Source organism: Mycobacterium sp. IEC1808 (genome assembly GCF_002101935.1).
Classification (GTDB): Bacteria; Actinomycetota; Actinomycetes; order Mycobacteriales; family Mycobacteriaceae; genus Mycobacterium.
The window spans coordinates 46238-71648 of sequence record NZ_LQPV01000062.1 but is presented as its reverse complement, the minus strand read 5'-3'; the positions used below and the strand labels follow the sequence as shown (position 1 = coordinate 71648).

Annotated in this window: 27 protein-coding genes; 16 read left to right on the top strand and 11 right to left on the bottom strand. The window is 68.4% G+C overall.

Annotated features, from left to right (window positions below; all coding sequences use genetic code 11):
• Positions 1-9: 9 nt before the first annotated feature.
• Genes AWB92_RS24140 through AWB92_RS24110 form a run of 7 tightly spaced genes read right to left on the bottom strand, consistent with a single transcriptional unit; the run spans position 10 to position 6069 of the window.
• Positions 10-1179 carry a lipid-transfer protein gene (locus AWB92_RS24140; protein ID WP_085190153.1) on the bottom strand — a complete coding sequence of 390 codons (1170 nt, stop codon included), beginning with the start codon at positions 1177-1179 and terminating at the stop codon, positions 10-12.
• On the bottom strand, positions 1176-1628 hold the full coding sequence (locus AWB92_RS24135; protein ID WP_085190152.1) for a MaoC family dehydratase: 453 nt from the start codon (positions 1626-1628) through the stop codon (positions 1176-1178). The genes AWB92_RS24140 and AWB92_RS24135 overlap by 4 nt, the downstream gene beginning before the upstream one ends.
• Positions 1625-2740, bottom strand: coding sequence for an acyl-CoA dehydrogenase family protein (locus AWB92_RS24130; protein ID WP_085190151.1), 1116 nt, complete (start codon positions 2738-2740; stop codon positions 1625-1627). The genes AWB92_RS24135 and AWB92_RS24130 overlap by 4 nt, the downstream gene beginning before the upstream one ends.
• A gap of 8 nt (positions 2741-2748) precedes the next feature.
• Positions 2749-3147 carry a Zn-ribbon domain-containing OB-fold protein gene (locus AWB92_RS24125; protein WP_085190150.1) on the bottom strand — a complete coding sequence of 133 codons (399 nt, stop codon included), beginning with the start codon at positions 3145-3147 and terminating at the stop codon, positions 2749-2751.
• Entirely contained in the window at positions 3147-3695 is a 549-nt protein-coding gene (locus tag AWB92_RS24120; protein ID WP_085190149.1) for a MaoC family dehydratase N-terminal domain-containing protein, read from the bottom strand. Before AWB92_RS24120 ends, AWB92_RS24125 begins: the two co-directional genes overlap by 1 nt.
• The gene (locus AWB92_RS24115; protein ID WP_085190148.1) at positions 3692-4888 is read right to left on the bottom strand and encodes an acyl-CoA dehydrogenase family protein; all 1197 of its coding nucleotides are present in this window, start codon (positions 4886-4888) and stop codon (positions 3692-3694) included. The genes AWB92_RS24120 and AWB92_RS24115 overlap by 4 nt, the downstream gene beginning before the upstream one ends.
• A complete protein-coding gene (locus tag AWB92_RS24110; RefSeq protein ID WP_085190147.1) occupies positions 4888-6069 on the bottom strand; it encodes a cytochrome P450 in 1182 nt (393 codons plus the stop codon). The genes AWB92_RS24115 and AWB92_RS24110 overlap by 1 nt, the downstream gene beginning before the upstream one ends.
• Before the next feature lie 201 nt (positions 6070-6270).
• On the opposite strand from AWB92_RS24110, the gene AWB92_RS24105 reads away from it, so the two are divergent.
• Together AWB92_RS24105 and AWB92_RS24100 are read left to right on the top strand one after the other, a co-directional pair.
• Positions 6271-7740: an aldehyde dehydrogenase family protein gene (locus tag AWB92_RS24105; protein ID WP_085190145.1), complete on the top strand. Its 1470-nt coding sequence runs from the start codon at positions 6271-6273 to the stop codon at positions 7738-7740.
• Positions 7737-9893: a CoA transferase gene (locus AWB92_RS24100; RefSeq protein ID WP_085190143.1), complete on the top strand. Its 2157-nt coding sequence runs from the start codon at positions 7737-7739 to the stop codon at positions 9891-9893. Before AWB92_RS24105 ends, AWB92_RS24100 begins: the two co-directional genes overlap by 4 nt.
• On the opposite strand, the gene AWB92_RS24095 is transcribed toward AWB92_RS24100, so the two are convergent.
• Positions 9888-10433, bottom strand: coding sequence for a hypothetical protein (locus tag AWB92_RS24095; RefSeq protein ID WP_085190141.1), 546 nt, complete (start codon positions 10431-10433; stop codon positions 9888-9890). The two genes, AWB92_RS24100 and AWB92_RS24095, sit on opposite strands and share 6 nt — an antisense overlap.
• Positions 10434-10590: 157 nt before the next feature.
• On the opposite strand from AWB92_RS24095, the gene AWB92_RS24090 reads away from it, so the two are divergent.
• Positions 10591-11676, top strand: coding sequence for a zinc-dependent alcohol dehydrogenase family protein (locus tag AWB92_RS24090; RefSeq protein WP_346962959.1), 1086 nt, complete (start codon positions 10591-10593; stop codon positions 11674-11676).
• A gap of 9 nt (positions 11677-11685) precedes the next feature.
• On the opposite strand, the gene AWB92_RS24085 is transcribed toward AWB92_RS24090, so the two are convergent.
• The gene (locus AWB92_RS24085; RefSeq protein ID WP_085190137.1) at positions 11686-12489 is read right to left on the bottom strand and encodes a helix-turn-helix transcriptional regulator; all 804 of its coding nucleotides are present in this window, start codon (positions 12487-12489) and stop codon (positions 11686-11688) included.
• Positions 12490-12625: 136 nt separating this feature from the next.
• Here AWB92_RS24085 and AWB92_RS24080 point away from each other — a divergent pair, with 136 nt between their 5' ends.
• The 8 genes from AWB92_RS24080 (at position 12626) to AWB92_RS24045 (ending at position 20314) form a co-directional block, all read left to right on the top strand.
• A complete protein-coding gene (locus AWB92_RS24080) occupies positions 12626-13084 on the top strand; it encodes a hypothetical protein (protein WP_085190332.1) in 459 nt (152 codons plus the stop codon).
• 39 nt (positions 13085-13123) lie between these two features.
• Positions 13124-14092, top strand: coding sequence for a zinc-dependent alcohol dehydrogenase family protein (locus AWB92_RS24075; RefSeq protein WP_085190135.1), 969 nt, complete (start codon positions 13124-13126; stop codon positions 14090-14092).
• Between the two features lie 121 nt (positions 14093-14213).
• A complete protein-coding gene (gene sigI / locus AWB92_RS24070; RefSeq protein ID WP_085190133.1) occupies positions 14214-15095 on the top strand; it encodes an RNA polymerase sigma factor SigI in 882 nt (293 codons plus the stop codon).
• 38 nt (positions 15096-15133) lie between these two features.
• Positions 15134-15595 carry a nitroreductase family deazaflavin-dependent oxidoreductase gene (locus tag AWB92_RS24065; RefSeq protein ID WP_085190131.1) on the top strand — a complete coding sequence of 154 codons (462 nt, stop codon included), beginning with the start codon at positions 15134-15136 and terminating at the stop codon, positions 15593-15595.
• Complete coding sequence (locus tag AWB92_RS24060; RefSeq protein WP_085190128.1) at positions 15592-16470, top strand: alpha/beta fold hydrolase; 879 nt, start codon at positions 15592-15594, stop codon at positions 16468-16470. The genes AWB92_RS24065 and AWB92_RS24060 overlap by 4 nt, the downstream gene beginning before the upstream one ends.
• A gap of 28 nt (positions 16471-16498) precedes the next feature.
• The gene (locus AWB92_RS24055) at positions 16499-17410 is read left to right on the top strand and encodes an alpha/beta hydrolase (RefSeq protein ID WP_085190126.1); all 912 of its coding nucleotides are present in this window, start codon (positions 16499-16501) and stop codon (positions 17408-17410) included.
• Positions 17411-17419: 9 nt separating this feature from the next.
• A complete protein-coding gene (locus AWB92_RS24050) occupies positions 17420-18850 on the top strand; it encodes an acyl-CoA synthetase (protein WP_085190124.1) in 1431 nt (476 codons plus the stop codon).
• A gap of 204 nt (positions 18851-19054) precedes the next feature.
• Complete coding sequence (locus tag AWB92_RS24045) at positions 19055-20314, top strand: MFS transporter (protein ID WP_085190330.1); 1260 nt, start codon at positions 19055-19057, stop codon at positions 20312-20314.
• Here AWB92_RS24045 and dapD read toward each other — a convergent pair.
• Together dapD and AWB92_RS24035 are read right to left on the bottom strand one after the other, a co-directional pair.
• A complete protein-coding gene (gene dapD / locus AWB92_RS24040; RefSeq protein WP_142282297.1) occupies positions 20311-21264 on the bottom strand; it encodes a 2,3,4,5-tetrahydropyridine-2,6-dicarboxylate N-succinyltransferase in 954 nt (317 codons plus the stop codon). The genes AWB92_RS24045 and dapD overlap by 4 nt on opposite strands.
• 92 nt (positions 21265-21356) lie before the next feature.
• Complete coding sequence (locus AWB92_RS24035) at positions 21357-21842, bottom strand: helix-turn-helix domain-containing protein (RefSeq protein ID WP_085190120.1); 486 nt, start codon at positions 21840-21842, stop codon at positions 21357-21359.
• Positions 21843-21939: 97 nt separating this feature from the next.
• On the opposite strand from AWB92_RS24035, the gene AWB92_RS24030 reads away from it, so the two are divergent.
• The 5 genes from AWB92_RS24030 to AWB92_RS24010 are packed head-to-tail and all read left to right on the top strand — an operon-like array spanning position 21940 to position 25409.
• Complete coding sequence (locus AWB92_RS24030; RefSeq protein ID WP_085190118.1) at positions 21940-22857, top strand: NAD(P)H-binding protein; 918 nt, start codon at positions 21940-21942, stop codon at positions 22855-22857.
• A 45-nt stretch (positions 22858-22902) separates the two neighbouring features.
• Positions 22903-23640 (top strand): hypothetical protein, encoded by a 738-nt coding sequence (locus AWB92_RS24025; protein WP_085190116.1) that lies wholly within the window; start codon positions 22903-22905, stop codon positions 23638-23640.
• Positions 23641-23666: 26 nt separating this feature from the next.
• A complete protein-coding gene (dapE, locus tag AWB92_RS24020) occupies positions 23667-24731 on the top strand; it encodes a succinyl-diaminopimelate desuccinylase (RefSeq protein WP_085190114.1) in 1065 nt (354 codons plus the stop codon).
• A gap of 32 nt (positions 24732-24763) precedes the next feature.
• Entirely contained in the window at positions 24764-25012 is a 249-nt protein-coding gene (locus AWB92_RS24015; RefSeq protein WP_085190112.1) for a type II toxin-antitoxin system prevent-host-death family antitoxin, read from the top strand.
• A 1-nt stretch (position 25013) separates the two neighbouring features.
• Complete coding sequence (locus AWB92_RS24010; protein ID WP_085190110.1) at positions 25014-25409, top strand: type II toxin-antitoxin system VapC family toxin; 396 nt, start codon at positions 25014-25016, stop codon at positions 25407-25409.
• Positions 25410-25411: the final 2 nt, after the last annotated feature.

The window sequence follows — 25411 nt, the reverse complement described above, 5'->3', positions numbered from 1 at the left end:
GAGTTCCCCCTAATCGGCGGGTGCGAGGATCAGGCCGCTGGTGGGGACGCCGGTTCCGGACGTGACCAGCACGTGCTCGACGTTCTCGACCTGGTTGTGGGACGTGCCGCGCACCTGCCGCACGCCCTCGGTGATGCCGTTCATGCCGTGGATGTAGGCCTCGCCGAGCAGCCCGCCGTTGGTGTTGATCGGAAATTCCCCACCCAGCGAGAGCCGCTCGACCGTCGCGAAGTCCTTCGCCTCGCCGCGCCCGCAGAAGCCGAGCTCCTCGAGCTGCGTGAACACGAACGGGGTGAAATGGTCGTAGATGAAGGCGGTTTGGATGTCTTGGGGCTTGAGGCCCGAATCGCGCCACAGCTGGTTGGCGACCACCCCCATTTCCGGAAGCCCGGTGATGTCGTCGCGGTAATAGCTGGTCATCATCTCCCCGTTGGCGGCCGCGCCCTGGGCGGCTGCGGTGATCACGGCCGGCGGCTGGCGAAGGTCGCGGGCGCGTTCGGCGCTCGTCACCACCAGAGCGACCCCGCCGTCGCTCTCCTGGCAGCAATCCAGCAGCCGCAGCACGGGTTCGACGATCCAGCGCGAGTTCTGGTGGTCCTCCAGGGTGATCGGGCGCTGGTAGAACCACGCGTCGGGGTTCTTGGCCGCGTGCGCCCGGTCGACGACGGCGATGCGGCCGAAGTCCTCGTTGGTCACCCCGTACGTGGACATGTAGCGCTGGGCGTGCATCGCGACCCAGGCCGCGGGGGTGAGCAATCCGAACGGCGCGTAGTGCGCCATGAATAGCGGCGTCGCGCTCATGTCGCGCCCGCTGCCGCCGAAGCGGAAGCCGGAGCGCTCGTTGAAGGCCCGCCAGCACACCACCACGTCGGCGACGCCGGTCGCGACGGCCATCGCCGCGTGCACGACCGTGCCGGCCGCTGCGCCGCCGCCGTGGTGTACGCGGGAGAAGAAGCTGAGGTCGCCGATGCCCACATTGCGGGCGATGTCGATCTCGTCGCTGGAGTCCATGGTGAAGGTGACCATGCCGTCGACGTCGGCGGGTTCCAGGCCGGCGTCGTCGAGCGCCGCGCTGACCGCCTCGCAAGCCAATTGCAGCTCGCTGCGTCCGGATTCCTTGGAGAACTCGGTCTGGCCGATGCCGACGATGGCGCAACTCCCGGGCAGCAAGCGGCTCATGAGCCGGCCCTGTCGAGCAGGCTGAGGACGGCGGTGCCGGAGACGTGATCGCCAAGGCTGTTGGAGCCCTTGAACGTCACCTCGACGAAGTTCTCACCGTCCGATCCCTCCGTCTTCGATGTCACGCTGCCGGTGAAGCGCAGCGGATCGTCGGGAAAGCACGGCACGCCAAGGCGGATCGACAGGTTCTTCACCATCGCCTCGGGGCCGGCCCAGTCGGTGAGGAAGCGCACGCAAAACCCGTTGGTGGTCAGGATGTTCATGAACAGGTTCGGGGATCCCTGTTTGTTGGCGTAGTCGCGGTCGTGGTGCACCGGCATGAAATCCCGCGACGCGATGGCGCCGGCGACGATCATCGTTGTGGTGATGGGGATCTCGAGCGGGGTCACCTCGTCGTTAACGTTGATGTCGGCCCACTTGAGGGTGGTGCGGCTTTGGGTGGCTGTCATCGGTTTCCTTCCGAATAGGTGCTGCCGATACTGGCCAGCTGCGCAGTGGCGGGACCGAGGGCGAGCTCGTTGTGCTTGGCCCACAAAAAGTAGCGGTGCAGGGGATAGGTGACGTCGATCCCGATGCCGCCGTGCACCTGTTGGGCGGTGGCGGCGACGCGGGCGCCGGCCTCGGCCGCCCAGAACTTCGCGATGCGAGCCGCCCGCTGCGCCTCTTCGGGGGGACGTCCGCGCGCGACGAGCCACGCCGCGTGCCAGGTGGTCCATCGGATCGCCTCGACGTCGATGAAGGCGTCGGCCATCCGCTGTTGCACCGCCTGGAAGCTGCCGATCGGCCGGCCGAACTGCTCACGGCCGCTGGTGTAGTCGGCCGCGATGCGCAGCGCGCGCTCGGCGACGCCGAGCTGAATCGCGCACAGGCCCACCAGCGCGCGCGTGTGCAACGACTCGACGGGGCCGTCGAGCCGGTCGTCGGCGGAAACGGTTGCACCATTGAGGAATACGTCCGCGTGCGGTTCGCGATTGGTGGTCGCAACCGGGCGGACCTCGACGCCGGGAGTGTCGGTGGGCAGCAGGAACACCCCGATGTCGCCGTCGTCGGTGCAGGCGGGGATCAGGATGGTGTCGGCCAGCTGCGCCGCCGGCACCAGCTGTTTGGCGCCGTCGAGTCGCCAATTCGCGCCGTCGCGAGAGGCTTTGGTGGACGGCCGCGTCGGATTGGAGCGGCCGGGCTCTTGCAGGCCCCCGCTCAGGATGCGGTTTCCGGCGATGACGCCGGGCAGGAACCGCCGTTGTTGTTCGGGGGTTCCGTGCCGGGCGATCGGGTCGGCGCCCAGCACGAGCGTCGGGTACGCGGGCACCGGCGCGACGCTGAAGCCCACCTCGGCCAGGAGCACGCCCAACTCGAGGAAGCCGCCGCCCGTGCCGCCGGCCGCCTCGGGCAGCCCGGTGCCCAACAGGTCGGCGGCCGCGAGCTCGCTCCACAGCGCGGCGTCATAACGGGTCTCGCCGGCCTCCAGCTCGGTCAGCCGTTCGGGGGTGGCCCGGCGCTCGAAGACGTCGCGGGCGAGTTTGGCGATCGTCTCCTGCTCTTCGGTGAACGTGAAATCCATTGCGCCACCTACTGCCGAGGCCGGAACTGGTGCAGCACCAGGTCGTCATCGAAGGCCTGGTAAAAGACCTCGACCGGCATCCCGACCGTGACGTCGGCGGGGTCGATGCCACAGAGGTTCGACACCACCCGCACCCCCTCGTCGAGCTGTACCAGCGCCACGATGTAGGGATATTCGAAGAACGGGAACCGGGGTTCGTGCGGCATCACGTAGCTGTACACGGTGCCGCGGCCAGCGGATTCGATGGCCTCCCAGTCCAGGGACCGGCAGTTCGGACACATGGGGCGGGGCGGGTGGCGCAGCGCCCCGCATCCGCCGCAGCGCTGGATCAGCAGCTTGTGCTGGCGCAGGCCATTCCAGAAGAACTCGGTGTCCGGGCTGATCGCCGGCGCCAGCCGGGGGGCCATCAGCGGGCCGGCCTGAATCGGAGCACGCGGAATCGCTGTCGTCCCAGCACCTCACCGTCCTGATCCGTGTAGGTGATCACCCATGTCAAGAAGAACCCGGTGCCCAGCGCGGTCTTCTTCTCGTCGGAGACTTCCTCGAACACCGACGTCGCGCTGATGACGTCACCCAGCCGTGGGTAACGTTCGATCTCGAACTCCGAGTTGGTGGCCACCGTGCTGGTGTATCCGGCCTCGTCCAAGAATGCCGTTGGGTTGCTGAGGATCTCGACGGGGGAGCCGCCCCGGTCGCCGATGCCCTCCAATTTCGGCGACGGCATCGTCCAGGTTTGCAGCATCACCGGCGGCGACACGATGCCGCCGAACCGCGACGACGCCGCGAACTCCGGGTCGAGGTAGACGGGGTTCATGTCGTCGAGGGCGTGGGCCCAGTGCCGGATCATCGGCTGGTTGACCGGATCCGGTGCCACCGAGGGCTTTCCGGTCCCGCCGGTGGGCTGGCCCACGAGCGCCCGCAGCTTCGTAAGCACCTCGGCATCTTGGTCGGTCATGATCCTCCTGTTTGCTGGGGGCGAAGGTCGCGGGGTGCCCTCGGCATCCCCAACCCGGCCATGGCGATGATGTCACGCTGAATCTCGTTGGCGCCACCGCCGAACGTGTTGATGACCGCCCAGCGGTACGCGGTTTCCAGGGCGCCCCGCAGCGGCGCGTCGTCGCCGCGGCGCACCCCGTTGCCGTCGAGCACCTCCAGCAGCTGGCGGGCGACCTGCTGGGTGAGCTCGGTGCCGAAAACCTTGGCCGCCGACGCCTCTCCCATGTTCAGCTCGCCTTTCGTCATCGCCGCGTTCACCCGCGTGTTGACGAGCTTGTACGCGGCGACCTGCGCCTCGACCCTGGCCAGCGCGAGCCGTACCCAGGGCTGGTCGATGACGCGGCCGCCGTCGAGTTCGGTGGTGGTCGCCCAATCCAGGGTCTTCTCGAACAGCGGCTCCAGCGCGCCGAGGTTGCCCAGCGCGGCGCGTTCGAAGTTCAACTGGGTGGTGATCAGCTGCCAGCCCTGGTTTTCCCCGGCCACGATGGCGCTGGCCGGTACCCGGACGTCGTCGTAAAACGTGTAGAAGGTGGAGATGCCCGGCATCGTGTGCAGCGGCTGCCAGGAGAAGCCGGGCGACGAGGTGGGTACGATGAAGATCGAAATGCCCTTGTGCTTCTTGACGTTCGGGTCGGTGCGGGCGGCCAGCCAGACGTAATCGGCGTAGGCGGCGCCGCTGGTGAACATCTTCTGGCCATTGATCACATAGTCCGAACCGTCGCGCACCGCGGTGGTGCGCAGCGACGCCAGGTCGCTGCCAGCCCCCGGCTCGGAGTAGCCGATCGCGAACTCCACGCTGCCGTCGAGGATGGCGGGCAGGAATTTCCGCTTCTGTTCCTCGGTGCCGCACTGCATCAGGGTGGGGCCGACCGTGTTGAGCGTCACCAGCGGGATCGGCGCGTTGACCCGCTGCGCTTCCTGGGCGAAGATGAACTGCTCGATCGCCGAAAACCCGCGTCCGCCATACTCTTTGGGCCAGCCGACACCGAGCAGGTTGGCCGCGGCCAGGGCGCGTACGCATTCGCGCACCTCGGGACCGCCCTCCATCCGCTCGCTGAGCGCCATCGTGCGTTCGGGCGTCATCACCCGCTCCAGCGCGGCGCGGATCTCGGCGCGCAGCTGCTGTTGCTCGGGTGTGTAGTCGAGCTCCATCACTCGGCCGTCCCGAGCCGCACGGGCATCCGCTTCACGCCGGGCACCATGGTGGCGCGCATCCGGTCCACCTCGCCGACCAGTTCCAGCCGGGGGAAGCGCCGCAGCAGCTCGTCGAACATCACCGAGGCCTCCAGGCGGGCCAATTGCGCACCGACGCAAGAATGTTCACCACACCCGAACGCGATGTGCGGATTCGGGTGGCGGGTCACCTTGAACTCCTCCGAGTCGGCGCCGAAGATGTCCTCGTCGCGGTTGGCCGACCCGTACAGCATCACCACCGTGTCGCCTTCGGCGATCCGCTGCCCCCGGATCTCGACGTCGGCTGTCGCGGTGCGGGCCATGTGCACCACCGGGCTGTTCCAGCGCAGCATCTCCTCGACGGCGCCCGGGATCAGCGAGCGGTCCTCGACCAGCAGCCGGCACTGGTCGGGGTGGGCGATCAGCGCGCACGTGCCCAAAGCGATGAGATTGCGGGTGGTTTCGTTGCCGGCGACCAACAGCAGGAAGGCGAAGTTGAGCAGGTCCTCGTCGGTGAGCCGGACCCCGTCGATCTCCGCGCCCGCCAGTACCGACAGCAGGTCGTCGTGCCCCTCGACGCGTCGCTGGGCGATCAGCTTCTGGAAGTACTCGAAAAGCTGGCCCATGGCCACCAGGGGATCGAGTTCGATCTCCGGGTCGGCGCTGCCGGTGGCGGCGTCCGACCAGGCCCGGAACTGCTCCCAGTCGTCGGGCGGGGCGCCGATGAGCTCGGCGATCATCCGGGTGGGCAACGGCGCGGCGATCTCTTCGGCGAACTCGTGGACGGAATCGGGCTGCACGTCGTCGAGGATGCCCCGCACGATCTCGCGGATCTTCGGCTCGAGGACGGCCACCCGCCGCCGGGTGAAGCCGGAGTTGATCAGCTTGCGCATCTGCCGGTGCCGCGGCGGGTCGGTGAAGATCAGGCTGCCGGGCTGGACCGGGCTCGGCTGTGCGGGATCGGGGATCGTGATGCCCTCGGTCGAGCTGAACAGCGCGGGGTTGCTCGACACGAAGCGGATGTCCTCGTACTTCAGCAGCGCCCAGAAGTTCGTCACGTCGTTCCAGCACACCGGCGACGACGCGCGCAGCTCCCGGTACGCCGGGTACGGATCGCCCGCGTAGAAGTCAGGGGAGTGCAACGGAAATGTGGTCCGCACGGCCAGCCTCCCTGACGGACGATCCGACACATCACACCAATGTGTCTTGCGACGTTGTGTCTACTCGGTCCGGCGAGGTCTGTCAATGGACCGCCAACGCCGTGAAATAGGGTGGAATTCGTTTAATTGATGATTGACGCCAGAGGGCCGCGGGTGAACACTGACTGTCTAGATGACCGACGTTCTGGTGAGGAAGCGCGCATGACCGAGCTACAAACTCCGGGAACTCTTGTCGACACCTACCAGCTCTACATCGACGGCAGATGGGTCGACCCGGAGGACGGTCGCTACGACGACATCAATCCGGCGACCGAGCAATCGATCGGCACCGCGCCCGACGCGAGCATCGCGCAGGTCGGCGCGGCGATAGACGCCGCGCGACGGGCCTTCGACAGCGGGCCGTGGGGCCGCATGGGCCCAGCGGAGCGGGCCGGCTGCCTCAACCAGCTCGGCGCGGCGCTGCTCAAGCACGCCGACGAGTTTTTCGCGCTGTCGCAGGCGGAGTGGGGCTGCGTTTCGAACGAGCGGATGATGCAAATCGACGGGGCCGGATACATGTCGATGGTCGCGGCCCAGCTCGCCGAACAGCTCGGCGAGGAAGCGGTGACCGGGATGAGCGCGGGCACCACGTTGCTGCGTCACCAGCCGCTGGGCGTCGTATCGGTCCTGACGCCGTGGAACTTCCCGCATTGCCTCAACGTCATGAAGCTCAACCACGCGCTGGCCGCGGGCAACACCGTCGTGCTCAAGCCCTCGCCGCTGACCCCGCTCGCGGGGCTCGCGCTCGCGCGGATCATCGACGAGGAGACCGACATCCCGCCCGGCGTGGTCAACGTCGTCACGCCGTCGGGCATCGAGGCGGCCAAGCTGCTCACCACCGACCCGCGGATCGACATGGTGAGCTTCACCGGCAGCTCCGTCGTCGGGCGCCAGGTCATGTCCGCCGCGGGAGACACCATGAAGCGGATCCTGCTGGAGCTGGGCGGCAAGTCGGCCAGCATCGTCCTGGACGACACCGAGGTCACCGACGAGATGTTGCAGCAGATGCTGTTCGACTCGTGCTCGCTGCACGCGGGGCAGGCCTGCATCCTGCACAGCCGGATGCTGCTTCCCGATTCGCTGCACGACGACGTGGTCGACCGGCTGGTGGCGCTGGCCCGCGCCGTCAAGGTCGGCGACCCCGCCGACCCCGACGTGCAGATGGGGCCGCTGATCAGCGCCGCGCAGCGGGACCGGGTCCAGGCGCATGTCGACGGGGCGGTCCGCGACGGGGCCCGGCTGGCGACCGGCGGTGGCCGCCCGGCCGGCCTGGACGTCGGATTTTATTTCGAGCCGACGATTCTCACCGGCGTCGACCCGGATTCGACCATCGCTCAGGAGGAAGTGTTCGGGCCGGTGCTGACGGTGCTGCGCTACCGCGACGACGACGACGCGGTCGCCATCGCAAACAACTCTCAGTACGGGCTTTCCGGGGCGGTGTGGGGCGGCGATGTGGATCGCGCCGTCGGCGTCGCGCGACGCATCCGCACCGGGCAGGTCGCGGTCAACGGGTGCGGTCCGGGCGGCGCGCCGTTCGGCGGGTTCAAGCTCAGCGGGTTGGGGCGCGAGGGCGGCGGCATCGCCGGGCTGTACCAGTACATGGAGGCAATGGCCATCGGGGTTCCCGCGTGAGCGGACCCCTTGCGGGGCTGTCCGTCGTCGAAATCACCAGGGAGATCTCCGGCCCTTATGCGGCAAAGCTTTTCGTCGACCTCGGTGCTGAGGTCATCAAGGTTGAGCCGCCGGGCGGAGATCCGTTGCGCCACTGGGGCAGTGGTGGGTTGTTCGAGTACCTCAACGCCGGCAAGCGGATTGTGGCGCTGGAGGACGCCCCGGACCTGGTCGGGCAGGCGGACGTGCTGGTGGAGAACCTCGGGCCGGGAGAGCTGGAAGCGTTGGGCTTCGATCTCGACAGCCTGGTGCTGCTCCGCATATCTGCCTTCGGGCAGTCCGGGCCGTCGCGGGACCGGCCGGCCACGTCGCTGACGCTGCAGGCTGCGTCGGGCTGGGTCAGCGCCCGCGATCCCGACCGCCCGCCGGTGCAGGTCGGCGCGCGGATCGCCGAGTACGTCGCGGGTGCCTACGGCGCGCTGGGCGCGTTGACCGCGCTCCGCCTTGCCTCCGATCAGGTTGTCCAGGTTGATGTTTCGGAATTCGAATCATTGCTCTCGACCCTGCCGTATCCCATGCTGATGGCGCAGAAGATGCTCAGCCTCGGCTTGCCCCCCAACGCCCGGGGCGCTCCCATGCTGGGTGTGGTCCGCGCCGCGGACGGCTGGGTGGGAATCAACTGCCTGACGGGTCAGCACTGGCTGGATGTGTGCGCGATGCTCGGCCTGCCCGAGTTCGGCGACCAGCAGATCCCGATCATGCTGGGCGGCCCCGAACGCGCCGAATTCTACGCTCGCGCAGAGCCGTTGCTGGCCGAGCAGACCGTCGCCGAGATCGTCGAACTCGCCCAGGCGATGCGCATTCCGGCCACCCCGGTCAACGACGGCGCCACCGTCCTGGGATGTCCGCAATACGCCAAACGCGAGTTCTTCGTAGATGGTGGGAGATTCCAATACCCCCGCGCGCCGTTCCGGCCGACGAAAGGGACTGCGGTGCAGCAGGATCCGGTGCCCCTTCGGGCGCCGGCGGCACTGCCGTTCGCAGGACTGAAAGTCCTCGATTTGAGCACATTCTGGGCCGGCGCGTACCTGACCTGCTACCTGGGCGCGTTCGGCGCCGACATCGTCAAGGTCGAATCGATCCAGCGGCCCGACGGGTTTCGCTACTCCGGCGCGTTTCCCTTCGAGGGCGACGACTGGTACGAGCGCAGCGGCCTGTGGCAGGCCACCAACCTCAACAAGAAGGACCTGACGCTGGACCTGACCTCGCAGCGCGGCCGGGAAATCGTCCGGCGGCTGGCCGCGCAGGCCGACGTCGTGGTGGAGAACTTTTCCCCGCGAGTGGTGGAGCAGTTCGGTCTGGACTACGAGTCGCTGGTAACGCTGAAGCCCGACGTGATCATGGTCCGGATGCCGGGTTTCGGTTTGCATGGCCCCTGGCGCGATTACGTCGGCTGGGCGCTGAACTTCGAGCAGACCGCGGGGATGTCGGCCGTCACCGGGTACGCGGACGGGCCGCCGTGCAACCCGCAGGGGCCCGCCGACCCGATCGTCGGGGTGCACGCCGGGGTCGCGCTGCTGGCTGCGCTCGAGCATCGGGGCACGACGGGGGAGGGCCAGCTGATCGAGGTCGCCCAGATCGAGGTCGCCGCCGCCGTGACCGCCGAACCGGTGATCGAGTACTCGATGAACGGAGTCGTGCAAGCGCGGGAAGGCAACCGCCGGCGCGGCTACCTGCAGGGCGTGTACCCGACAAACGTCGACGACGCTTGGGTGGCGCTGTCGCTGCCCGAGGAGCCGGGAATCGACCACGACGCGTTCGACGAGATGGTCGCCGCCTGGACCCGCACCGAGACCCCCGACACGGTCGTCGAAACCCTTCACGCGCAAGGCATTCCAGCCGAACCCGTGATCACCGGCGAGAAGATGTACGACATACCTCAGCTCGACGCTCGCGGATACTACGAGGAGTTCACACATCCCGTCACCGGAGCGCACCGCTACCCCGGCTGGCCGTTTCGCATCACCCCCGGGCCGGTGCGCCACCACCGCGGCGCCCCGCCGACGCTGGGTCAGCACAACGACGAGATCCTGCGAGGGCTCGGCCTTTCCGCGGACGAGCTGGCCGCGCTGCGGGCCGAACGGGTGATCGGCGATCGGCCGCTCGGTTCATAGCGCCACGACCGGGACGTCGAGCTCGGTCTGCGCATAGTTGAGGAAGTACGCGGTGAAGACGGTCAGGCCGAGATAGGCGAAGGCCTCCGTCAATTGTTCGTCGGTCCAGCCGGCGTCGACGGCGCGACTCCACGCGGCGTCGCCGGCCCGGCCGGAGTCGGCCGTCGCCTCCCGGACCAACCCGGCGATCGCGTCGACCTTGGTGTCGCCGGTTGCGGTCCCGGCTCGCAGCGCCGCGATCTGCTCGTCGGCCCAGCCGGCGAGCTTGGCCAGCCGTTCGGTGATCGCGACGACGTAGTCATTGCCGATGACGCCGCCCGCCGCGAGCATGAGTGCTGCGGACACCCGCGGGCCGACGGTGCCGTGCTCGGCGGTCGCCGCGCGCAGCGACGTGTACGCGACGAGCACCGCTGGGGAGTGCGCCATCTGTCCGTGCAGGTTCAGCGGTCGGCCGGTCGGGGAGAACTGGATGACGTTGGCGAGCAGGCGCCGGCTGGCCTGCGGTGCGTCGTCGACGGTGTGGGTGGGGATGCGGCTCATGTCTGGTAAGGACGCCGCGGCGTCGCGAAATGTGACGGCCGGGGACTTTCCCCCTGTATCCGCAGCGGTCGAGATGGGACCCTAAAACCCTGCCCGCGGTGGCAGCATTGGGGCTCGGGCGGCTGCAGTTGACCAGCCTGATCCGATCTTCGCCGCCATGGGCGGCCGACGCTGTGCGAACCGAACCGCTGAGATATGGAGCGACAGAAGGAGCGTGAGGACGATGCGAGCGATGCGGTCTCTCGTCGCCGACACGTTAGGCGAACCGTCCCAGGTCCTGAACCTGCAGACGCGCCCGGTTCCGGAGCCCGGTCCGGGCCAGGTCCGGATCCGCGTAACGGCTGCACCGGTCCATGCCAGCGATCTGCATACCATCCGCGGACGATATGGATTCACCCCGGAGTTCCCCGCCGTGCCCGGAATCGAATCCGTCGGTGTGATCGACGAACTCGGTAGCGGCGCAGACGATCTGACCGTCGGGCAGCGTGTCATCACGATCGGGGTCACGGGCACGTGGCAGGACTATGTTGTTGCGGACGCCAGGCGGGTGTTGCCTGTTCCCGACGGCATGAGCAACTCCACGGCCGCCCAGATTCTCAGCAATCCACTCACCGCGGTGATCTTGACCGGTGATGAACTCGATGTTCGACCGGGTGAATGGCTCCTGCAGACCGCGGCCGGTTCAACCGTGGGTCAGTCGGTCATCCAACTCGGAGCGCACGTCGGCTTCAAGACGCTGAACGTGGTCCGCCGCCGATCCGCGGTCGAGGACATCCTCAGGCTGGGCGGCACCGCGGTGATCTGCACCGAGGATGAGGACCTGCGCGAACGGGTGGCCGACATCGCAGGCCACGATGCCGTTTCCAAGGCGATCGACTGTGTCAGCGGTCAGGTGGGTGCGGACGTGTCGCGCGCGCTGGCGCCACACGGTGAACTGATCGTTTACGGCGCGCTGTCCACGCACCGCCAAACCGATGCCGACAAACTCACCATCCCGATCTTCGCGCGTTCGCTCATTTACGAAACCAAGACCGTTCGGGGATTCTGGCTGTTCCGCTGGTTCACCGAGGCCCCGAAGGAGCGGATGGCCGCAACGATCAACCGGACTGTTCAGCTCGCCGACAGCGGCGCGTTGCGCGTGCCGGAGGGCCAGCCCATCCGCGTCGAAAAGTTCAGCGAAGCGGTCTATTTGGCCGAAGCTCCCGCACACGGGGGCAAGCCCCTGCTGATTTTCGAACCGTGAGAATGTGGGTTAAGAAGCTGCCAATGCCACAAGAGCTTTCGCCGAATCACTGTCCGGTTCGGGATGGTAAATGAACACCTGAGTGTCCGACTCGGGGACGCTGAGCCTGGTGCGGTGAAGGTAAAGGTCACCCGCGACGGGATGCCGCATGTGCAGGATGCCGGTGCGGTATCCGACATCTGCGCGTGCCCACAGTTCGCGGAACCGATCGCTGGCTGCCGAGAGCTCGTCAATCAGGGCGCGTAGGCGGGGGTCGCCCAGATCACCGGCCGTGGATTCACGTAATCCACTCACCGCGACTTCAGTCGCGTCGTCCCAATCGGCGAAGAATTCGCGAGCAGCCGGTGCCAGCAGCCGCCACCGCAGCATGTTCTCGCCGGGCGCGAACCCTGGTGACAATACGCGGGCAATCGCGTTGGCCGCCAACACATCCTGGTATCGGTTGGTGACGACCGCAGGAAGCGAGATCTGAGCGATCAATTGATCGAGACCGTCAGTCGCCGTCTCTGCAGCAGGTCGAGGGCTATGCGTCGCCTGCAATCCCGCGAGCCGATGCAGATGTTGTGTGGCTTTGATATCCAGTCGCAGCGCCCGGGCGAGCGCATCGAGCACCTGTGCGGACGGGTGCTGGTCACGGCCTTGCTCGAGCCGCAGGTAATAGTCGACGCTGATCCCAGCGAGCATCGCCAACTCCTCGCGGCGCAATCCCGGAACGCGTCTGCGACGTCCGGAATCCAACCCGACATCCTCAGGCCGGATTTGTTCGCGGCGCGCGCGCAGGAAGTCACCCAGCGCACTTGTCGTTGACGCCATCGCCCGATCTTAAGGCTGTTCCCCGCAGTACCAGGATGAACAGGGTTGCCTTCCGCAGTCCCTACCCGGAATTGGCGTTACCGGCGAAACGCTTCCCGTGGACGAAATACCCACACCGCTAATCAAGGAGCACGCCATGACCACTCTTCACTTTCACCAGTCGACAACCTCCACCCCTGAGCAGTTCGTCGCCGGGCTCACCGACTTCGGGCCGGGACGTTCGGAGATCTTCCCGAACAGCGCCGACAGCGACCTCAAGGTGCACCGCCTGGGCGAGCGTGACGCCGACATCACCGAAGGCTCGGGCGGCATCTGGGAGCGCCTGCATTACGACTGGTCCGATCCCAACCGCGTCGTGCTGACGACCACCGACTCGAACACCTGGGGTGGCGCGTCGGGTTACGTCTACACCCTGACCCGGCGTCCCGACGGCACCACGGATGTGGACGTCGTCATCGTCCGCGAGGGCAAGTCCTTCAAGGGCCGCGTGTTGGCGCTCCTCCTCGCGACGGGCGGCCGCAACGTGTTGAAGAAGCCGTTCGTCCACAGCGTCAAGGCCATCGAAGCCCGCGGTGGCGCCGAAATTCGGCGATAACCGTTTCCAAAACTGACCAGCCCGGTGAGAGGAATTGATATGCGCGCCATCCAAATTGAGAGGTTCGGCGACCCTGCAGAGGTGCTCCGCGTCGTCGACATCGAGGAGCCGCCGCCACCCGGGCCGCATGAGGTTCTGGTCAGCGTCGAGTTGTCGCCGTTGAACAAACACGACCTACTCGTTGTCACTGGCATGCTGGCGCGACCGCCCCTGCCCCATGTACCCGGGGCAGAGGGGGTCGCCCGCGTGCTCGCCACCGGCGCCGAGGTCGATGGACTCCAGGTCGGCGATCTGGTCGTGCTACCCCTGTACGCGGGGGCGTGGCGTGAGCGGCTCGTCGTGCCGGCCGACGGCCTGTTCGCGCTCCCCGCCGGCGGCAGCATCGAGCAGTACTCGATGCTGGGCAGCAACCCTCCGACCGCGGGCTTGATGCTCAGTGAATGCACCACCCTGCAGCCGGGTGACTGGGTGGTTCAGAACGCCGCGAACTCCGGCGTGGGAAGGTCGTTGATCGCGCTGGCCAAGCGTCGCGGACTGAAGACGATCAACCTGGCCCGCGACGAGACAACGTTCGCCGAGCTCACAGCAGCCGGGGGCGACGTGGTCCACGCCGACGACCCCGACGCGGTCGGCGATGTTCGGGCAATGATCGGCGACGCGCGGGTGGCGCTGGCGGTGGACGCCGTCGGTGGTCCAGGGGTGGCGCGGCTGCTCGAATTGCTGTCCGACGGTGGATCATTGGTGAGTTATTCCTGGGCAAGGGACGAACCCATGTGGGTCGACACCTCGACGCTGGTTGCCAAGCACCTCAGCGTCCGCGGATTCTTTGTCGGCGACTTCGACTACCGCGACAAGGTGCTGCCTGTCATCCGTGAGGCGGCACCGCTGGTGGCCGACGGCGCCCTCGTGGTTCCGGTGGCGGCCGTGTATCCCCTGGAGCAGATCCAGGACGCGGTGTCGCATCTCCTGCGTGGCGGCAAGATCCTGCTGAAAGTCGCCGGGGGATGAGGGCGTACACCGGACGGCTGTGGAAGCTCTCCCAAGCGCTGGAACCAGGCCACTTCTAACTGAGCCACTACCGACGGCCGCCGCGTGTCACATTTGGCCCGGCCGTTTCGTCCTGAACTTCATGGATTCTCGGCACGACCAGGTGAGCGACGCGTGGCGGGCCAACCGCGCCTACCTGCTGGACCTGGCGTTCCGGATGCTGGGCGATGTCGGCGCGGCCGAGGACGTGGTGCAGGAGGCCTTCTTCCGGCTGCTCCAGGCTCCGTTGGGTGCCATCAACGACGAGCGTGGCTGGCTGATCGTGGTGACCAGCCGGCTGTGCCTGGATCACATGAAGTCGGCGTCATCGCGCCGGGAACGCCCGCACGACATGAACGAGCACGGCTACCGCGACCGCCCGTCGCCGGCGGTGGATCCCGCCGACCGGGTGACCCTGGACGACGAGGTCCGGCTGGCCCTGCTGGTCGTGCTCGAACGCCTCACGCCCGCCGAGCGGGTGGTGTTCGTGCTGCACGACATCTTCCAGGTGCCCTACGACTCCATCGCCGCGACCGTCGGCAGCCGCGCGCCCGCCTGCCGGCAGCTGGCGCATCGTGCCCGGCGCAAGATCGGCGAATCCCGAATGCGCTCCGGCGGTATCGAACCGGTCGAGCACCAGCAGGTCACCCGGGCATTCATCGAGGCGTGCTCCACGGGCGACCTCGATGCGCTGCTGGGCGTGCTCGACCCCGACGTGTCCGGTGAAATCGACGCCCGCAGCGGCCTTATTGTCCTGGGCGCCGATCGCGTCGGGCGAAACATCCTGCGCCACTGGAGCGGTCCGGGCACCGTGCTGGTGGCGCAGCCGGTGTGCGGTCAGCCCGCGGTGCTGGGCTTCGTCAACCGCCGCCTCGCCGGCCTGCTGGCGCTGACCATCCGGGACGACAAGATCACCAAAATCCATGTCCTGGTGCGCCCTTCGACGCTGGAGCCGCTGCGCGCCGAACTCGGCGGCAACCGGTAGGCGTCACATTCCGTACCTCCGCGTCGTCCTTTAGATTCATGAGTACTGCAGCACAACAAAATTCGTTCGTCCCGGTAGGACCGTCACTCGTCGCCAGGGTGCTCCTAGGGCCATCGTCGCGATTGCTCAACCCGCTGGTCGGCCTGCTGGCCGGGCGACGCTTCGTGCCGCTCATCGCCCGCGTCCATCACGTCGGCCGCAAGTCCGGCAAGCGGTACGTGACCTCCACGGGAGCCCACGTCACGGGCGACACCATCGTGATTCCCTTGTCGTTCGGCAATGTGTCCGATTGGGCCCGCAACGTCCGGGCCGCCGGAGGGTGCGTGGTGGCGCTGGGCGGCAAGACCTATCACGCGACGCAGCCGCGGTTCGTCGACGCGGCCGACGCGAAACCCCTTGTGAGGCAATCCTTCGGCGCCTTCAACCGGCTCATGTTCAAGATGTACGGGATCCGGCAGTACCTGTTTCTGCGCATCGCCAATCCGGAGGTTTCGTCATGAAAACCCTTGCCACACTTGACCGCCCTGACTGGCTGCCGTCGTCGGCGTGGCCGTGGGACACCTACGCCGTGAGCCGCCCGGAAGGCCGCATCGCGGTCACCGACACCGGCCGCGGGCGCACGCTGCTGTTCGTTCACGTCGGCAGCTGGAGCTTCGTCTGGCGCGACGTATTGCTGCGCCTGCAGAACGATTTTCGGTGCGTCACTGTCGACGCGCCCGGTTGCGGGCTCAGTGACCCGACGCCGAACCCGACGCTGGCCCAGGCAGGCGACGCGGTGACCGCCGTCATCGATGCGCTGCAGTTGCGCGACGTCACCCTGGTCGCCCACGACCTGGGGGGCCCGGCCGGGCTGCTGGCCGCGGCCCGCCGTCCTGACAGCGTCGCGGCGCTGGCCGCGGTCAACTGCTTCGCCTGGACGCCCACCGGCCCCGCGTTTCGCGGCATGCTCGCCGTGATGGGCAGCGCCCCGGTCCGTGAGGTGGACGTCGCGACCAACTTGCTGGCGCGCATCACTTCGACCAGCTTCGGCGTTGGGCGGCACTGGGGGCGCGCCGACCGCGCGGTCTTCCGGGCCGGCGTCGGCGCACCGGCGCGGCGGGCCTGGCACGCGTACTTCCGGGACGCCCGCGGCGCGCGAGCCCTCTACGGCGAGGTCGACGCCGCGTTGCGCGGACCCCTGGCTGCCCGGCCGCTGCTGACCGTCTTCGGTCAGTTCAACGACCCGCTGCGGTTTCAGCCGCGCTGGAAGGCGTTGTTCCCGACCGCGCAACAGCTGAAGGTGCGCCACGGCAACCACTTTCCGATGTGCGACGACCCGGACCTGGTGGCCTCGGCGCTGCGGTCCTTCGTCCAGCAGGCCGTGAGCCTTTCGTAATCGGCGCGTCACATGACAAGCTCCAGGCATGGCCATCGCGATCGCCCGCCCCAAGCTCGAAGGCAACATCGCGGTCGGTGAGGACCGCCAAATCGGGTTCGCCGAGTTCGGCGCCCCATGGGGTCGCGCGGTCTTCTGGCTGCACGGAACGCCCGGGGCCCGCCGGCAGATCCCGGTCGAGGCCCGCGTCTACGCCGAACAGCACGACATCCGGCTGATCGGCATGGACCGGCCGGGCACCGGTTCGTCGACGCCCCATCGGTACGAGAACATCCGGGCCTTCGGCGAGGACCTGCGCACGATCGCCGACACGCTGGGCATCGACAAGATGGCGGTCATCGGCCTGTCGGGCGGCGGACCGTATGCGCTCGCGTCCGGCGCGGTGCTGCCCGATCGTGTCGTCGCGGTCGGCGTGCTCGGCGGCGTCGCACCGTTCCTCGGTGACGAGGGGATCACCAGCGGCCTGATGAACCTGGGCAAGCGGGCGGCGCCGTTCTTGCGGCTGGGGGGCGACCCGCTGCGGATCGGCGCGAGCCTGGTGATCCGGGCGATCCGTCCGGTCGCCAATCCCGCGCTGTACCTGTACGCCGCGATATCGCCGGAGGGCGACCGGCGCCTGCTTACCCGGCCGGAGTTCGCCGCGATGTTCCTCGACGACCTGCTCAACGGCAGCCGCAAGCAATTGGCGGCCCCGTTCAACGACGTGATCTTGTTCACCCGGGACTGGGGATTCCGGCTCGACGAGGTGAAAGTCCCGGTCCGGTGGTGGCACGGCGACAGCGACCACATCGTCCCGTTCGCCCACGGGGAGCACGTCGTCTCGCTGCTGCCCGACGCGGAGCTGTTCGTGCTTCCGGGTGAGAGTCATCTGGCCGGGCTGGGTCGCGGCGAGGAGATCCTGTCCACCCTGATGAAGATCTGGGACGAGAAGGCCGGGTAGCCTGCAGTCGTGCTGCTGGCATCGCTGAACCCCTCGGCCGTTACCACCACCGACATCGCGGACGCGGTCAGCATCGACGGCGTCACGCTGAGTCGCAGCGACCTGGTCGGCGCCGCCACCTCGGTCGCCGAGCGGGTGGCCGGCGCGGAACGGGTCGCGGTCCTGGCCACGCCGTCCGCGGCGACCGTGCTGGCGATCACCGGCTGCCTGATCGCGGGCGTGCCGTTCGTGCCGGTACCCTCCGACGTCGGTGCGGCCGAACGCCGGCACATGCTCACCGACTCCGGCGCGCGGGCCTGGCTAGGGCCCGAACCCGCCGACGACTCGGCAACCGAAGGGCTGCCGCACATTCCGGTGCGACTGCACGCCCGTTCCTGGCACCGCTATCCCGAGCCGTCACCCGATGCCACCGCGATGATCATCTACACGTCGGGCACCACCGGGCTGCCCAAGGGCGTCGTGCTGAGCCGCCGGGCGATCGCCGCGGACCTCGACGCGCTGGCCGAGGCCTGGCAGTGGACCGCCGACGACGTCCTGGTGCACGGCCTGCCGCTGTTCCACGTGCACGGGCTGGTGCTGGGCCTGCTCGGGTCGCTGCGGATCGGAAACCGCTTCGTGCACACCGGCAAACCCACTCCAGCCGGCTATGCGAAAGCCGCCTCGGAGTCGCGGGGCTCGCTGTTCTTCGCGGTGCCGACCGTATGGTCGCGCTTGGTCGCCGACGCGTCGGCGGCCGAGGCGCTCCGCCCGGCGCGGCTCCTGGTGTCCGGCAGCGCGCCGCTGCCGGTGCCGGTGTTCGACCGGCTGGCCCAACTCACCGGGCATCAGCCCATCGAACGCTACGGCGCCTCGGAATCGCTGATCACCATCTCGACCCGGGCCGACGGCGAGCGCCGCGCGGGCTGGGTCGGCCTGCCGGTCGCCGGCGTGCAGACCAGGCTGCTCGACGACAACGACAACCCGGTGCCGCACGACGGGGAAACCGTTGGGCGGCTTCAGGTTCGGGGCCCGATGATGTTCGACGGCTACCTGAACCGGCCCGAGGCCACCGCCGAGGCGTTCGGGGACGACGGCTGGTACCGCACCGGCGACGTCGCGGTCGTCGACGACGCCGGCATGCATCGCATCGTCGGACGCGAGTCGGTCGACCTGATCAAGTCCGGCGGATACCGCGTCGGCGCGGGCGAAATCGAAACCTCGCTGCTCGGGCACCCCGGCGTGCAGGAGGCGGCCGTCGTCGGGCTGCCCGACGAGGACCTGGGCCAGCGCATCGTCGCCTTCGTCGTCGGCTCGTCCGACCTGAACACCGACGAGCTGATCAACTACGTCGCCCAAGAGCTTTCGATCCACAAGCGTCCGCGCGAGGTGCGTCTGGTGGAGGCGCTGCCCCGCAACGCCATGGGCAAGGTGCTCAAGAAGCAGCTGCTGTCCGAGGGCTGAGCCGCGGGCTGTCTGGCGCGAGCGCGCGCAAATGTACGTTGTTGACGGCGTGTCGCTGTGCAAACACGCGCTCGCGGCCATCGGCCCGGGCGAGACACGCAGGGTTTTGCCAGGTTTTCCATCGAGCGTGACGGCGCACCTTCACCTACCGTCGTAGTCGTGACGGAACTGCCGACGGTTGTGGCCGAGCGCGCCCACACGCCCATGCGGCGGGTGGCGGCCGCCTGCCTGGTCGGCTCGGCGATCGAGTACTACGACTTCCTTATCTACGGCACCGCGGCCGCGTTGGTGTTCCCGACGGTGTTCTTCCCGCGCCTCGGTTCGACGCTGGGCGTCGTCGCCTCGCTGGCGACGTTCGCGACGGCGTTCCTGTCCCGGCCGCTGGGCGCCGCCGTGTTCGGGTACTTCGGCGACCGGCTGGGCCGCAAGAAGACGCTGATCGCCACGCTGCTGATCATGGCCGTCTCGACGGTCAGCGTAGGGCTGGTGCCCAGCACGGCCGCCATCGGTGCGGCCGCCCCGTTGATCCTGATCGTGTTGCGACTCATGCAGGGGTTCGCTGTCGGCGGCGAATGGGCGGGGTCGGCGCTGCTGAGCGCCGAGTACGCGCCCGCCGGCAAGCGGGGCCGCTACGGCATGTTCACCCTGCTCGGTGCCGGCACCGCGGCGGTGCTCGCCAGCCTGACCTTCTTGGGCGTCAACTTCAGCATCGGGGAGCACAGCGCCGCGTTCATGCAGTGGGGATGGCGGCTGCCGTTCCTGTTCAGCGCGGGGCTGATCGGGATCGCGCTGTACGTGCGGCTCAACATCGACGAGACCCCGGTATTCGCAGAGGAGAAGGCGCGCGACCTGGTGCCCAAGGCGCCGCTCGGGGAGCTGTGGCGCCTGCAGCGCCGCGAGATCCTGCTGGCCGGCGGCAGCCTGCTGGGCGGGTTCGGGTTCGGCTACCTGGGTCATACCTATCTGCTCATCTACGCCAATTCGCATCTCGGGTACACCCGCGGCTTCATCTGGTCGGTGGGCGCGCTGACCGGGCTGGTCAGCATCGCGACGGTGGCGGCCTCGGCCACCCTGTCCGACCTGGTCGGGCGCCGTCGCCTGATGCTGCTCGGCTGGTCCCTCCTGTTGCCCTGGGCGTTCGTGGTGATGCCGCTGCTGAACACCCGCAACCCGGCGCTGTACGTGGTTGCCGTCGTCGGGATGGCGATCGGTGGGGCGATCGGCTCCGGGCCCACCGCCGCCTTCATCCCCGAGCTGTTCGCCACGCGATACCGCTACAGCGGGTCGGCGCTGGCCCTCAACCTCGCTGGGGTCATCGGCGGGGCCCTGCCGCCGCTGCTCGCCGGGACGCTCCTGGCGACGTACGGCAGCTGGGCGATCGGCGCCATGCTGGCCGCGCTGACGTCGGTCGGCCTGGTCTGCACCTACCTGCTGCCGGAAACCAACGGGACGCCCCTCGGCTAGTTGGCGTGCAGGTCCTCGTTCAGCGCGATGCCCTGACCGTCGCGGGCCACCACCTCGACCGCCCCGGTGACCGAATTGCGCCGGAACAACAGGTTGTTGGCGCCGGAGAGCTCGCGGGCCTTGACCGCCGTGCCGTCGGGCGTGGTGACCTTGGTGCCCGCGGTGACGTACAGGCCGGCCTCGACGACGCAGTCGTCGCCCAGCGAGATGCCCAGGCCCGCGTTGGCGCCGAGCAGGCACCGCTTGCCGATCGAAATGACTTGCGTCCCACCGCCGGACAGGGTGCCCATGATCGACGCCCCGCCGCCGATGTCCGACCCGTCGCCGACCACGACCCCGGCCGAGATGCGTCCCTCGACCATCGACGCGCCCAGGGTGCCGGCGTTGTAGTTGACGAAGCCCTCGTGCATCACCGTGGTGCCCGGCGCCAGGTGCGCGCCCAGGCGCACCCGGTCGGCGTCGGCGATGCGCACCCCGGTGGGCAGGACGTAGTCGACCATCCGGGGGAACTTGTCGACGCCGTAGACCGTCACCGGCCCGTGGCGGCGCAGCCGCGCGCGCACCGCCTCGAACCCCTCGATCGCGCAGGGACCGCGATTAGTCCACACGACGTTGGTCAACACCCCGAACAAGCCGCCGGCGTTCAGCCCGTGCGGCGCCACCAACCGGTGCGACAGCAGGTGCAGCCGCAGGTAGGCGTCGTAGGCGTCGGCGGCCACGTCGTCCAGCGAACCGATGACGGTGCGCACCGCGACGGTCTCGGTGCCGCGATCGTCGTCGCGGCCGACCAGCGCGACCAGTTCCGGCGGAACGTCGGACAACGCCAGCCGCGACGTGCCGCCGGCGCCCGATTCCGTCAGTTCCGGTGCGGGAAACCACGTGTCGAGCACCGACCCGTCGTTCGCCAGCGTCGCCAGCCCAATGCCTACAGCTCCAGTCACGGCGGTCAGGTTACTGTCCCGGCGCGAGCAGACACAAAAGCCCCCGACACGCCGATGAAAATGGCGCTTTTGTGTCTGCTCGCGCTCGGGGGCGCCACTGCTCAACGGCGCCGGCGGGCGGCATTTTGTTGTACCCGGATGTCGGCTGAGCGCTTCTTCGGGCCGTCGGTGTCGGCGGTCACGCAGACCCCGAGGGTGCGGCCGGTGTCGGCGTCGACGAACGACAAGGGAGCCGCCCCGTCGTGCAGGTACGTGTCACCCCACTGCACCAGCGACATGAAGACCGGCAGCAGATCCTCCCCGGCCTCGGTGAGTCGGTACTCGTGTCGCGCACGGCTTCCCGGCACCTGATAGGGAATGCGGGCCACGATCCGTGCCGCCTCAAGCTGCTTGAGCGCGCGGGACACCGCCGGCGCCGACGTTCCGATCCGCTCCACAAAATCCTCGAACCGCGTTGTGCCGAAGAATAATTCGCGGATCACCTGGAAAGCGGTCTTGGTGCTGAGCAGCTCGAGCACCTTCGACATCGAGCAGGCGTCGCCGATCGACCACTGCTGCCGGTCCTGCAGCCGCTTCTCGAACTCCATGCGCGCCCCTGATAACTAACGCTTGCGTTACTCAGCCATCGATGGTTACATCTTACTAACGACATCGTTAGTCAGCAAGAACCACGGAGGGAAAGACATGTCATCCGATCGGCTGTTCCTCATCACCGGCGCCACCGGCAACACGGGCGCGCCCACCGTCAGTCTCCTGCGCGAAGCCGGCCATCGGGTGCGAGCGTTCGTACACCGCGCTGACCAGCGCTCCGAGGCGCTGGCGGCGGTCGGAGCCGAGGTCGTCGAAGGCGACCTGCTTGATTTCCGCGCGGTGAGCTCGGCGATGTCCGGTGTCAGCGCCGCCTACTTCTGCTACCCCATAGTCCCCGGCCTGCTGTCCGCCACCGCCATCTTCGCTCAGGCCGCCAGCGAGGCCGGCGTCGAGGCAGTGGTCAACATGTCTCAGATCTCGGCGCGACGTGATGCGAAAAGCCATGCCGCCCAGCAGCATTGGCTCGCCGAACGGTTACTCGACCGCTCGGCGTTCGGCACCACCCACCTGCGCCCGACCTTCTTCGCCGAGTGGTTGACATGGCAATTCCTTCGCAACGACAACGAAGGTGTGCTGCCGCTGCCGTTCGGCAATGGGCGCCACGCTCCCATCGCCGGATACGACCAGGCCCGGGTGATCGCCGCGATCCTGCAAAACCCCGCCCCGCACGACCGCCAGGTCTACCCGCTGGTCGGGGCCGAAGAGCTCGACCACTACGCCATCGCCGATCAAATCGCGGGCACCCTCGGCATCCCGGTTCGCTACGAGCCGGTCGACATCCCCGCGTTCGCGGCGGCCCTCACGGCCCACGGTATGACGGACTTTTTCGTGCAACACATCAGCAGCGTCGCCCAGGACTACCGCGACGGCATTTTCGCGGGCGAGAACAATCTCGTCGAGGTCGTCGGCGGGCACAATCCCATGACCGTGGCCGAGTTCGTCACCGCCAACCGTGCCGCCTTCGAACGCGACGGCCGATTCGCGCTGCGCGAGCTGCTCGCGGCCGCCTGAGGCCGACGAAACCCATTGCTGCGCTGAGCTGTTAGGAGAACACCCATGAGCGATCTGCTCGATGTCGCCGTCGCCGCGCACGGCGGCTTGAAGCGGTGGCGTGAGGTCCGCACCGTGTCCACCGGTCTGCGATCCTGGGGAATGACCTGGTCGCTCAAAGGCCAACCGACCCTGCTCGCCGATGGGCGCGCCGAGGCCGAGACCGCCAGGCAGACCCTGCAACTCCACCCGTTCACCGGGGACGACGCGCGCGGCTTCTACACCCCTGAGCGGGTCTGGACCGAGTCCGCGCACGGAACGGTCCTGGAGGATCGCCGGCATCCGCGCGATGCCTTCGCCGGGCACTCTCTGCAAACACCGTGGGACCACCTGCACGGCTTGTACTTCGCCGGCTACGCGCTGTGGAACTACCTCAACCTGCCGTTTGTGGCGAGCAGGCCCGACGTCGACGCGCAGGAGATCGATCCCTGGCACGAGGGACCCGGCAAGGACTGGCGGCGGCTGCGGCTGACGTTCCCGTCGCACATCGCCACCCACTGCCCGGTCCAGGTTCTCTACGTCGACAGCGACGGGCTCATCGCCCGCCATGACTACGCAGCCGAGGTCCTCGGCTCCAGGCCCGCCGCCCACTACCTGTACGACTACGCCGACTCCGACGGCATCATGTTCCCCCGGAATCGAAAAGTGGTGCCGCGTCCCGAAGATAACCGTCCGGTGGTGCCGGCCGATCCCGAATCTTTGCTGATCGGCATCGAATTCGCCGGGGACTACGTCCTGACCTGATCGCCCCAAGGGCTAGGCTGGGCTTCGTGCTGGACCTGCGCGGTGACCCGATCGGGCTGACGGCCGCGCTGGTCGACATCCCCAGCGAGTCGCGGGACGAGGCGCGCCTTGCCGACGAGGTGGAGGCCGCGCTGCGCGCCCAGACCTCGGGCTTCGAGATCGTCCGCAACGGCGACGCCGTGCTGGCGCGCACGTCGTGGGGCCGGCCGTCGCGGGTGCTGCTGGCCGGGCACCTCGACACCGTGCCGGTGGCGGACAACCTGCCCAGCCGCCTGGAAAACGGCGAGCTGTACGGCTGCGGCACCGCGGACATGAAGTCGGGCGACGCGGTCTTCCTGCACCTGGCCGCGACGGTAGCCGAGCCGGTGCACGACCTGACGCTGGTGTTCTACGACTGCGAGGAAATCGACGCGGCGGCAAACGGTTTGGGCCGCATCGAGCGCGAGCTGCCGGAGTGGTTGACCTCCGACGTCGCGATCCTGGGCGAGCCCACCGGCGGCTACATCGAGGCCGGCTGCCAGGGCACGCTGCGGGTGGTGATCAGCGCTGCCGGAACGCGCGCGCATTCGGCGCGATCCTGGTTGGGCGACAACGCGATTCACAAGCTGGGCGCGGTGCTGGACCGGCTGGCCTCCTACCGCGCGCGCGCCGTGGACATCGACGGCTGCGAGTACCGCGAGGGTTTGTCGGCGGTGCGCATCGACGGCGGCGTGGCCGGCAATGTGATCCCCGACGCGGCCGCGGTGACGGTCAACTTCCGTTTCGCCCCGGACCGCTCGGTCGACGCGGCGCTGCAGCACGTGCGCGAGGTGTTCGACGGGCTCGACGTCGCGATCGAGATGACCGACTCCGCGGCGGGCGCGCTGCCCGGACTGTCCCAGCCCGCCGCCAAGGCCCTGGTCGAGGCCGCCGGCGGGCGGGTGCGCGCGAAGTACGGCTGGACCGACGTGGCGCGGTTCGCCGCGCTGGGTATCCCGGCGGTCAACTTCGGCCCGGGCGATCCCAACCTGGCCCACACCCGCGACGAGCGGGTGCCCGTCGCCAACATCACCGCCGCGGTGGAGATGCTGCGGCACTACCTGGGTGCGTAGCGCGCTGTAGCACACATTGCTACACTTGTGCCGTGGTCCGGACCATCGCCCAGCGCGAGCTGCGGAACGACAATGCCCGGGTGATCGAAGCGGTAACGGCGGGTGAGACTTTCGTCGTCACGCGCAATGGAGAACCCGTGGCCGAACTCCGCCCCATCAAGACCGGTCGCCGCCGCTTCGTCTCCCGCGATGAAGTCGCGGCGCTCGCGGCGGCGGCGGTGCGGATCGACCATCGCCGGTTCCGGGTAGACGTGGACCGGTTGATCGACCAGGGCCTCTGAGGTGTCGTCCGGCCTCCTCGACACCTCCGTTGTGGTCGACTGGCATGAGCCGGCCGTCGTCGCCGCGCTGCCCGACGAGATGGCGATATCGGCGATCACTGCGGCGGAACTGGCGTCCGGTCCACTGCTGGCCGCGAACGCGGTGGAGGCGGCGAAACGTCAGGCTCGGTTGCAGGAGGTCGAATCGATTCTGGAACCGATTCCGTTCGATGCGGCCGCCGCGCGCAGCTACGGGCTCGTCGTCGCGGCGGTGGTCCGCGAAGGACGTAAGCCCAGGAGTCGATTCGCCGATCTGCTCGTAGCGGCCACCGCCCACGCGAGTCGCCTTGACCTCTACACCCGCAACGGTGATGACTTCGCCGGGCTGGACGGCCTTGTCCGCGTAGTCACCATTTGAGC

What these genes read in the sequence shown, in the direction of transcription:
- AWB92_RS24140 (WP_085190153.1), bottom strand. Translation starts at nt 1,179, where the DNA reads ATGAGCCGCTTGCTGCCCGGGAGTTGCGCCATCGTCGGCATCGGCCAG.
- AWB92_RS24135 (WP_085190152.1), bottom strand. Translation starts at nt 1,628, where the DNA reads ATGACAGCCACCCAAAGCCGCACCACCCTCAAGTGGGCCGACATCAAC.
- AWB92_RS24130 (WP_085190151.1), bottom strand. Translation starts at nt 2,740, where the DNA reads ATGGATTTCACGTTCACCGAAGAGCAGGAGACGATCGCCAAACTCGCC.
- AWB92_RS24125 (WP_085190150.1), bottom strand. Translation starts at nt 3,147, where the DNA reads ATGGCCCCCCGGCTGGCGCCGGCGATCAGCCCGGACACCGAGTTCTTC.
- AWB92_RS24120 (WP_085190149.1), bottom strand. Translation starts at nt 3,695, where the DNA reads ATGACCGACCAAGATGCCGAGGTGCTTACGAAGCTGCGGGCGCTCGTG.
- AWB92_RS24115 (WP_085190148.1), bottom strand. Translation starts at nt 4,888, where the DNA reads ATGGAGCTCGACTACACACCCGAGCAACAGCAGCTGCGCGCCGAGATC.
- AWB92_RS24105 (WP_085190145.1), top strand. Translation starts at nt 6,271, where the DNA reads ATGACCGAGCTACAAACTCCGGGAACTCTTGTCGACACCTACCAGCTC.
- AWB92_RS24095 (WP_085190141.1), bottom strand. Translation starts at nt 10,433, where the DNA reads ATGAGCCGCATCCCCACCCACACCGTCGACGACGCACCGCAGGCCAGC.
- AWB92_RS24090 (WP_346962959.1), top strand. Translation starts at nt 10,591, where the DNA reads ATGGGCGGCCGACGCTGTGCGAACCGAACCGCTGAGATATGGAGCGAC.
- AWB92_RS24085 (WP_085190137.1), bottom strand. Translation starts at nt 12,489, where the DNA reads ATGGCGTCAACGACAAGTGCGCTGGGTGACTTCCTGCGCGCGCGCCGC.
- AWB92_RS24080 (WP_085190332.1), top strand. Translation starts at nt 12,626, where the DNA reads ATGACCACTCTTCACTTTCACCAGTCGACAACCTCCACCCCTGAGCAG.
- AWB92_RS24075 (WP_085190135.1), top strand. Translation starts at nt 13,124, where the DNA reads ATGCGCGCCATCCAAATTGAGAGGTTCGGCGACCCTGCAGAGGTGCTC.
- sigI (WP_085190133.1), top strand. Translation starts at nt 14,214, where the DNA reads ATGGATTCTCGGCACGACCAGGTGAGCGACGCGTGGCGGGCCAACCGC.
- AWB92_RS24065 (WP_085190131.1), top strand. Translation starts at nt 15,134, where the DNA reads ATGAGTACTGCAGCACAACAAAATTCGTTCGTCCCGGTAGGACCGTCA.
- AWB92_RS24060 (WP_085190128.1), top strand. Translation starts at nt 15,592, where the DNA reads ATGAAAACCCTTGCCACACTTGACCGCCCTGACTGGCTGCCGTCGTCG.
- AWB92_RS24055 (WP_085190126.1), top strand. Translation starts at nt 16,499, where the DNA reads ATGGCCATCGCGATCGCCCGCCCCAAGCTCGAAGGCAACATCGCGGTC.
- AWB92_RS24045 (WP_085190330.1), top strand. Translation starts at nt 19,055, where the DNA reads ATGCGGCGGGTGGCGGCCGCCTGCCTGGTCGGCTCGGCGATCGAGTAC.
- AWB92_RS24035 (WP_085190120.1), bottom strand. Translation starts at nt 21,842, where the DNA reads ATGGAGTTCGAGAAGCGGCTGCAGGACCGGCAGCAGTGGTCGATCGGC.
- AWB92_RS24030 (WP_085190118.1), top strand. Translation starts at nt 21,940, where the DNA reads ATGTCATCCGATCGGCTGTTCCTCATCACCGGCGCCACCGGCAACACG.
- AWB92_RS24025 (WP_085190116.1), top strand. Translation starts at nt 22,903, where the DNA reads ATGAGCGATCTGCTCGATGTCGCCGTCGCCGCGCACGGCGGCTTGAAG.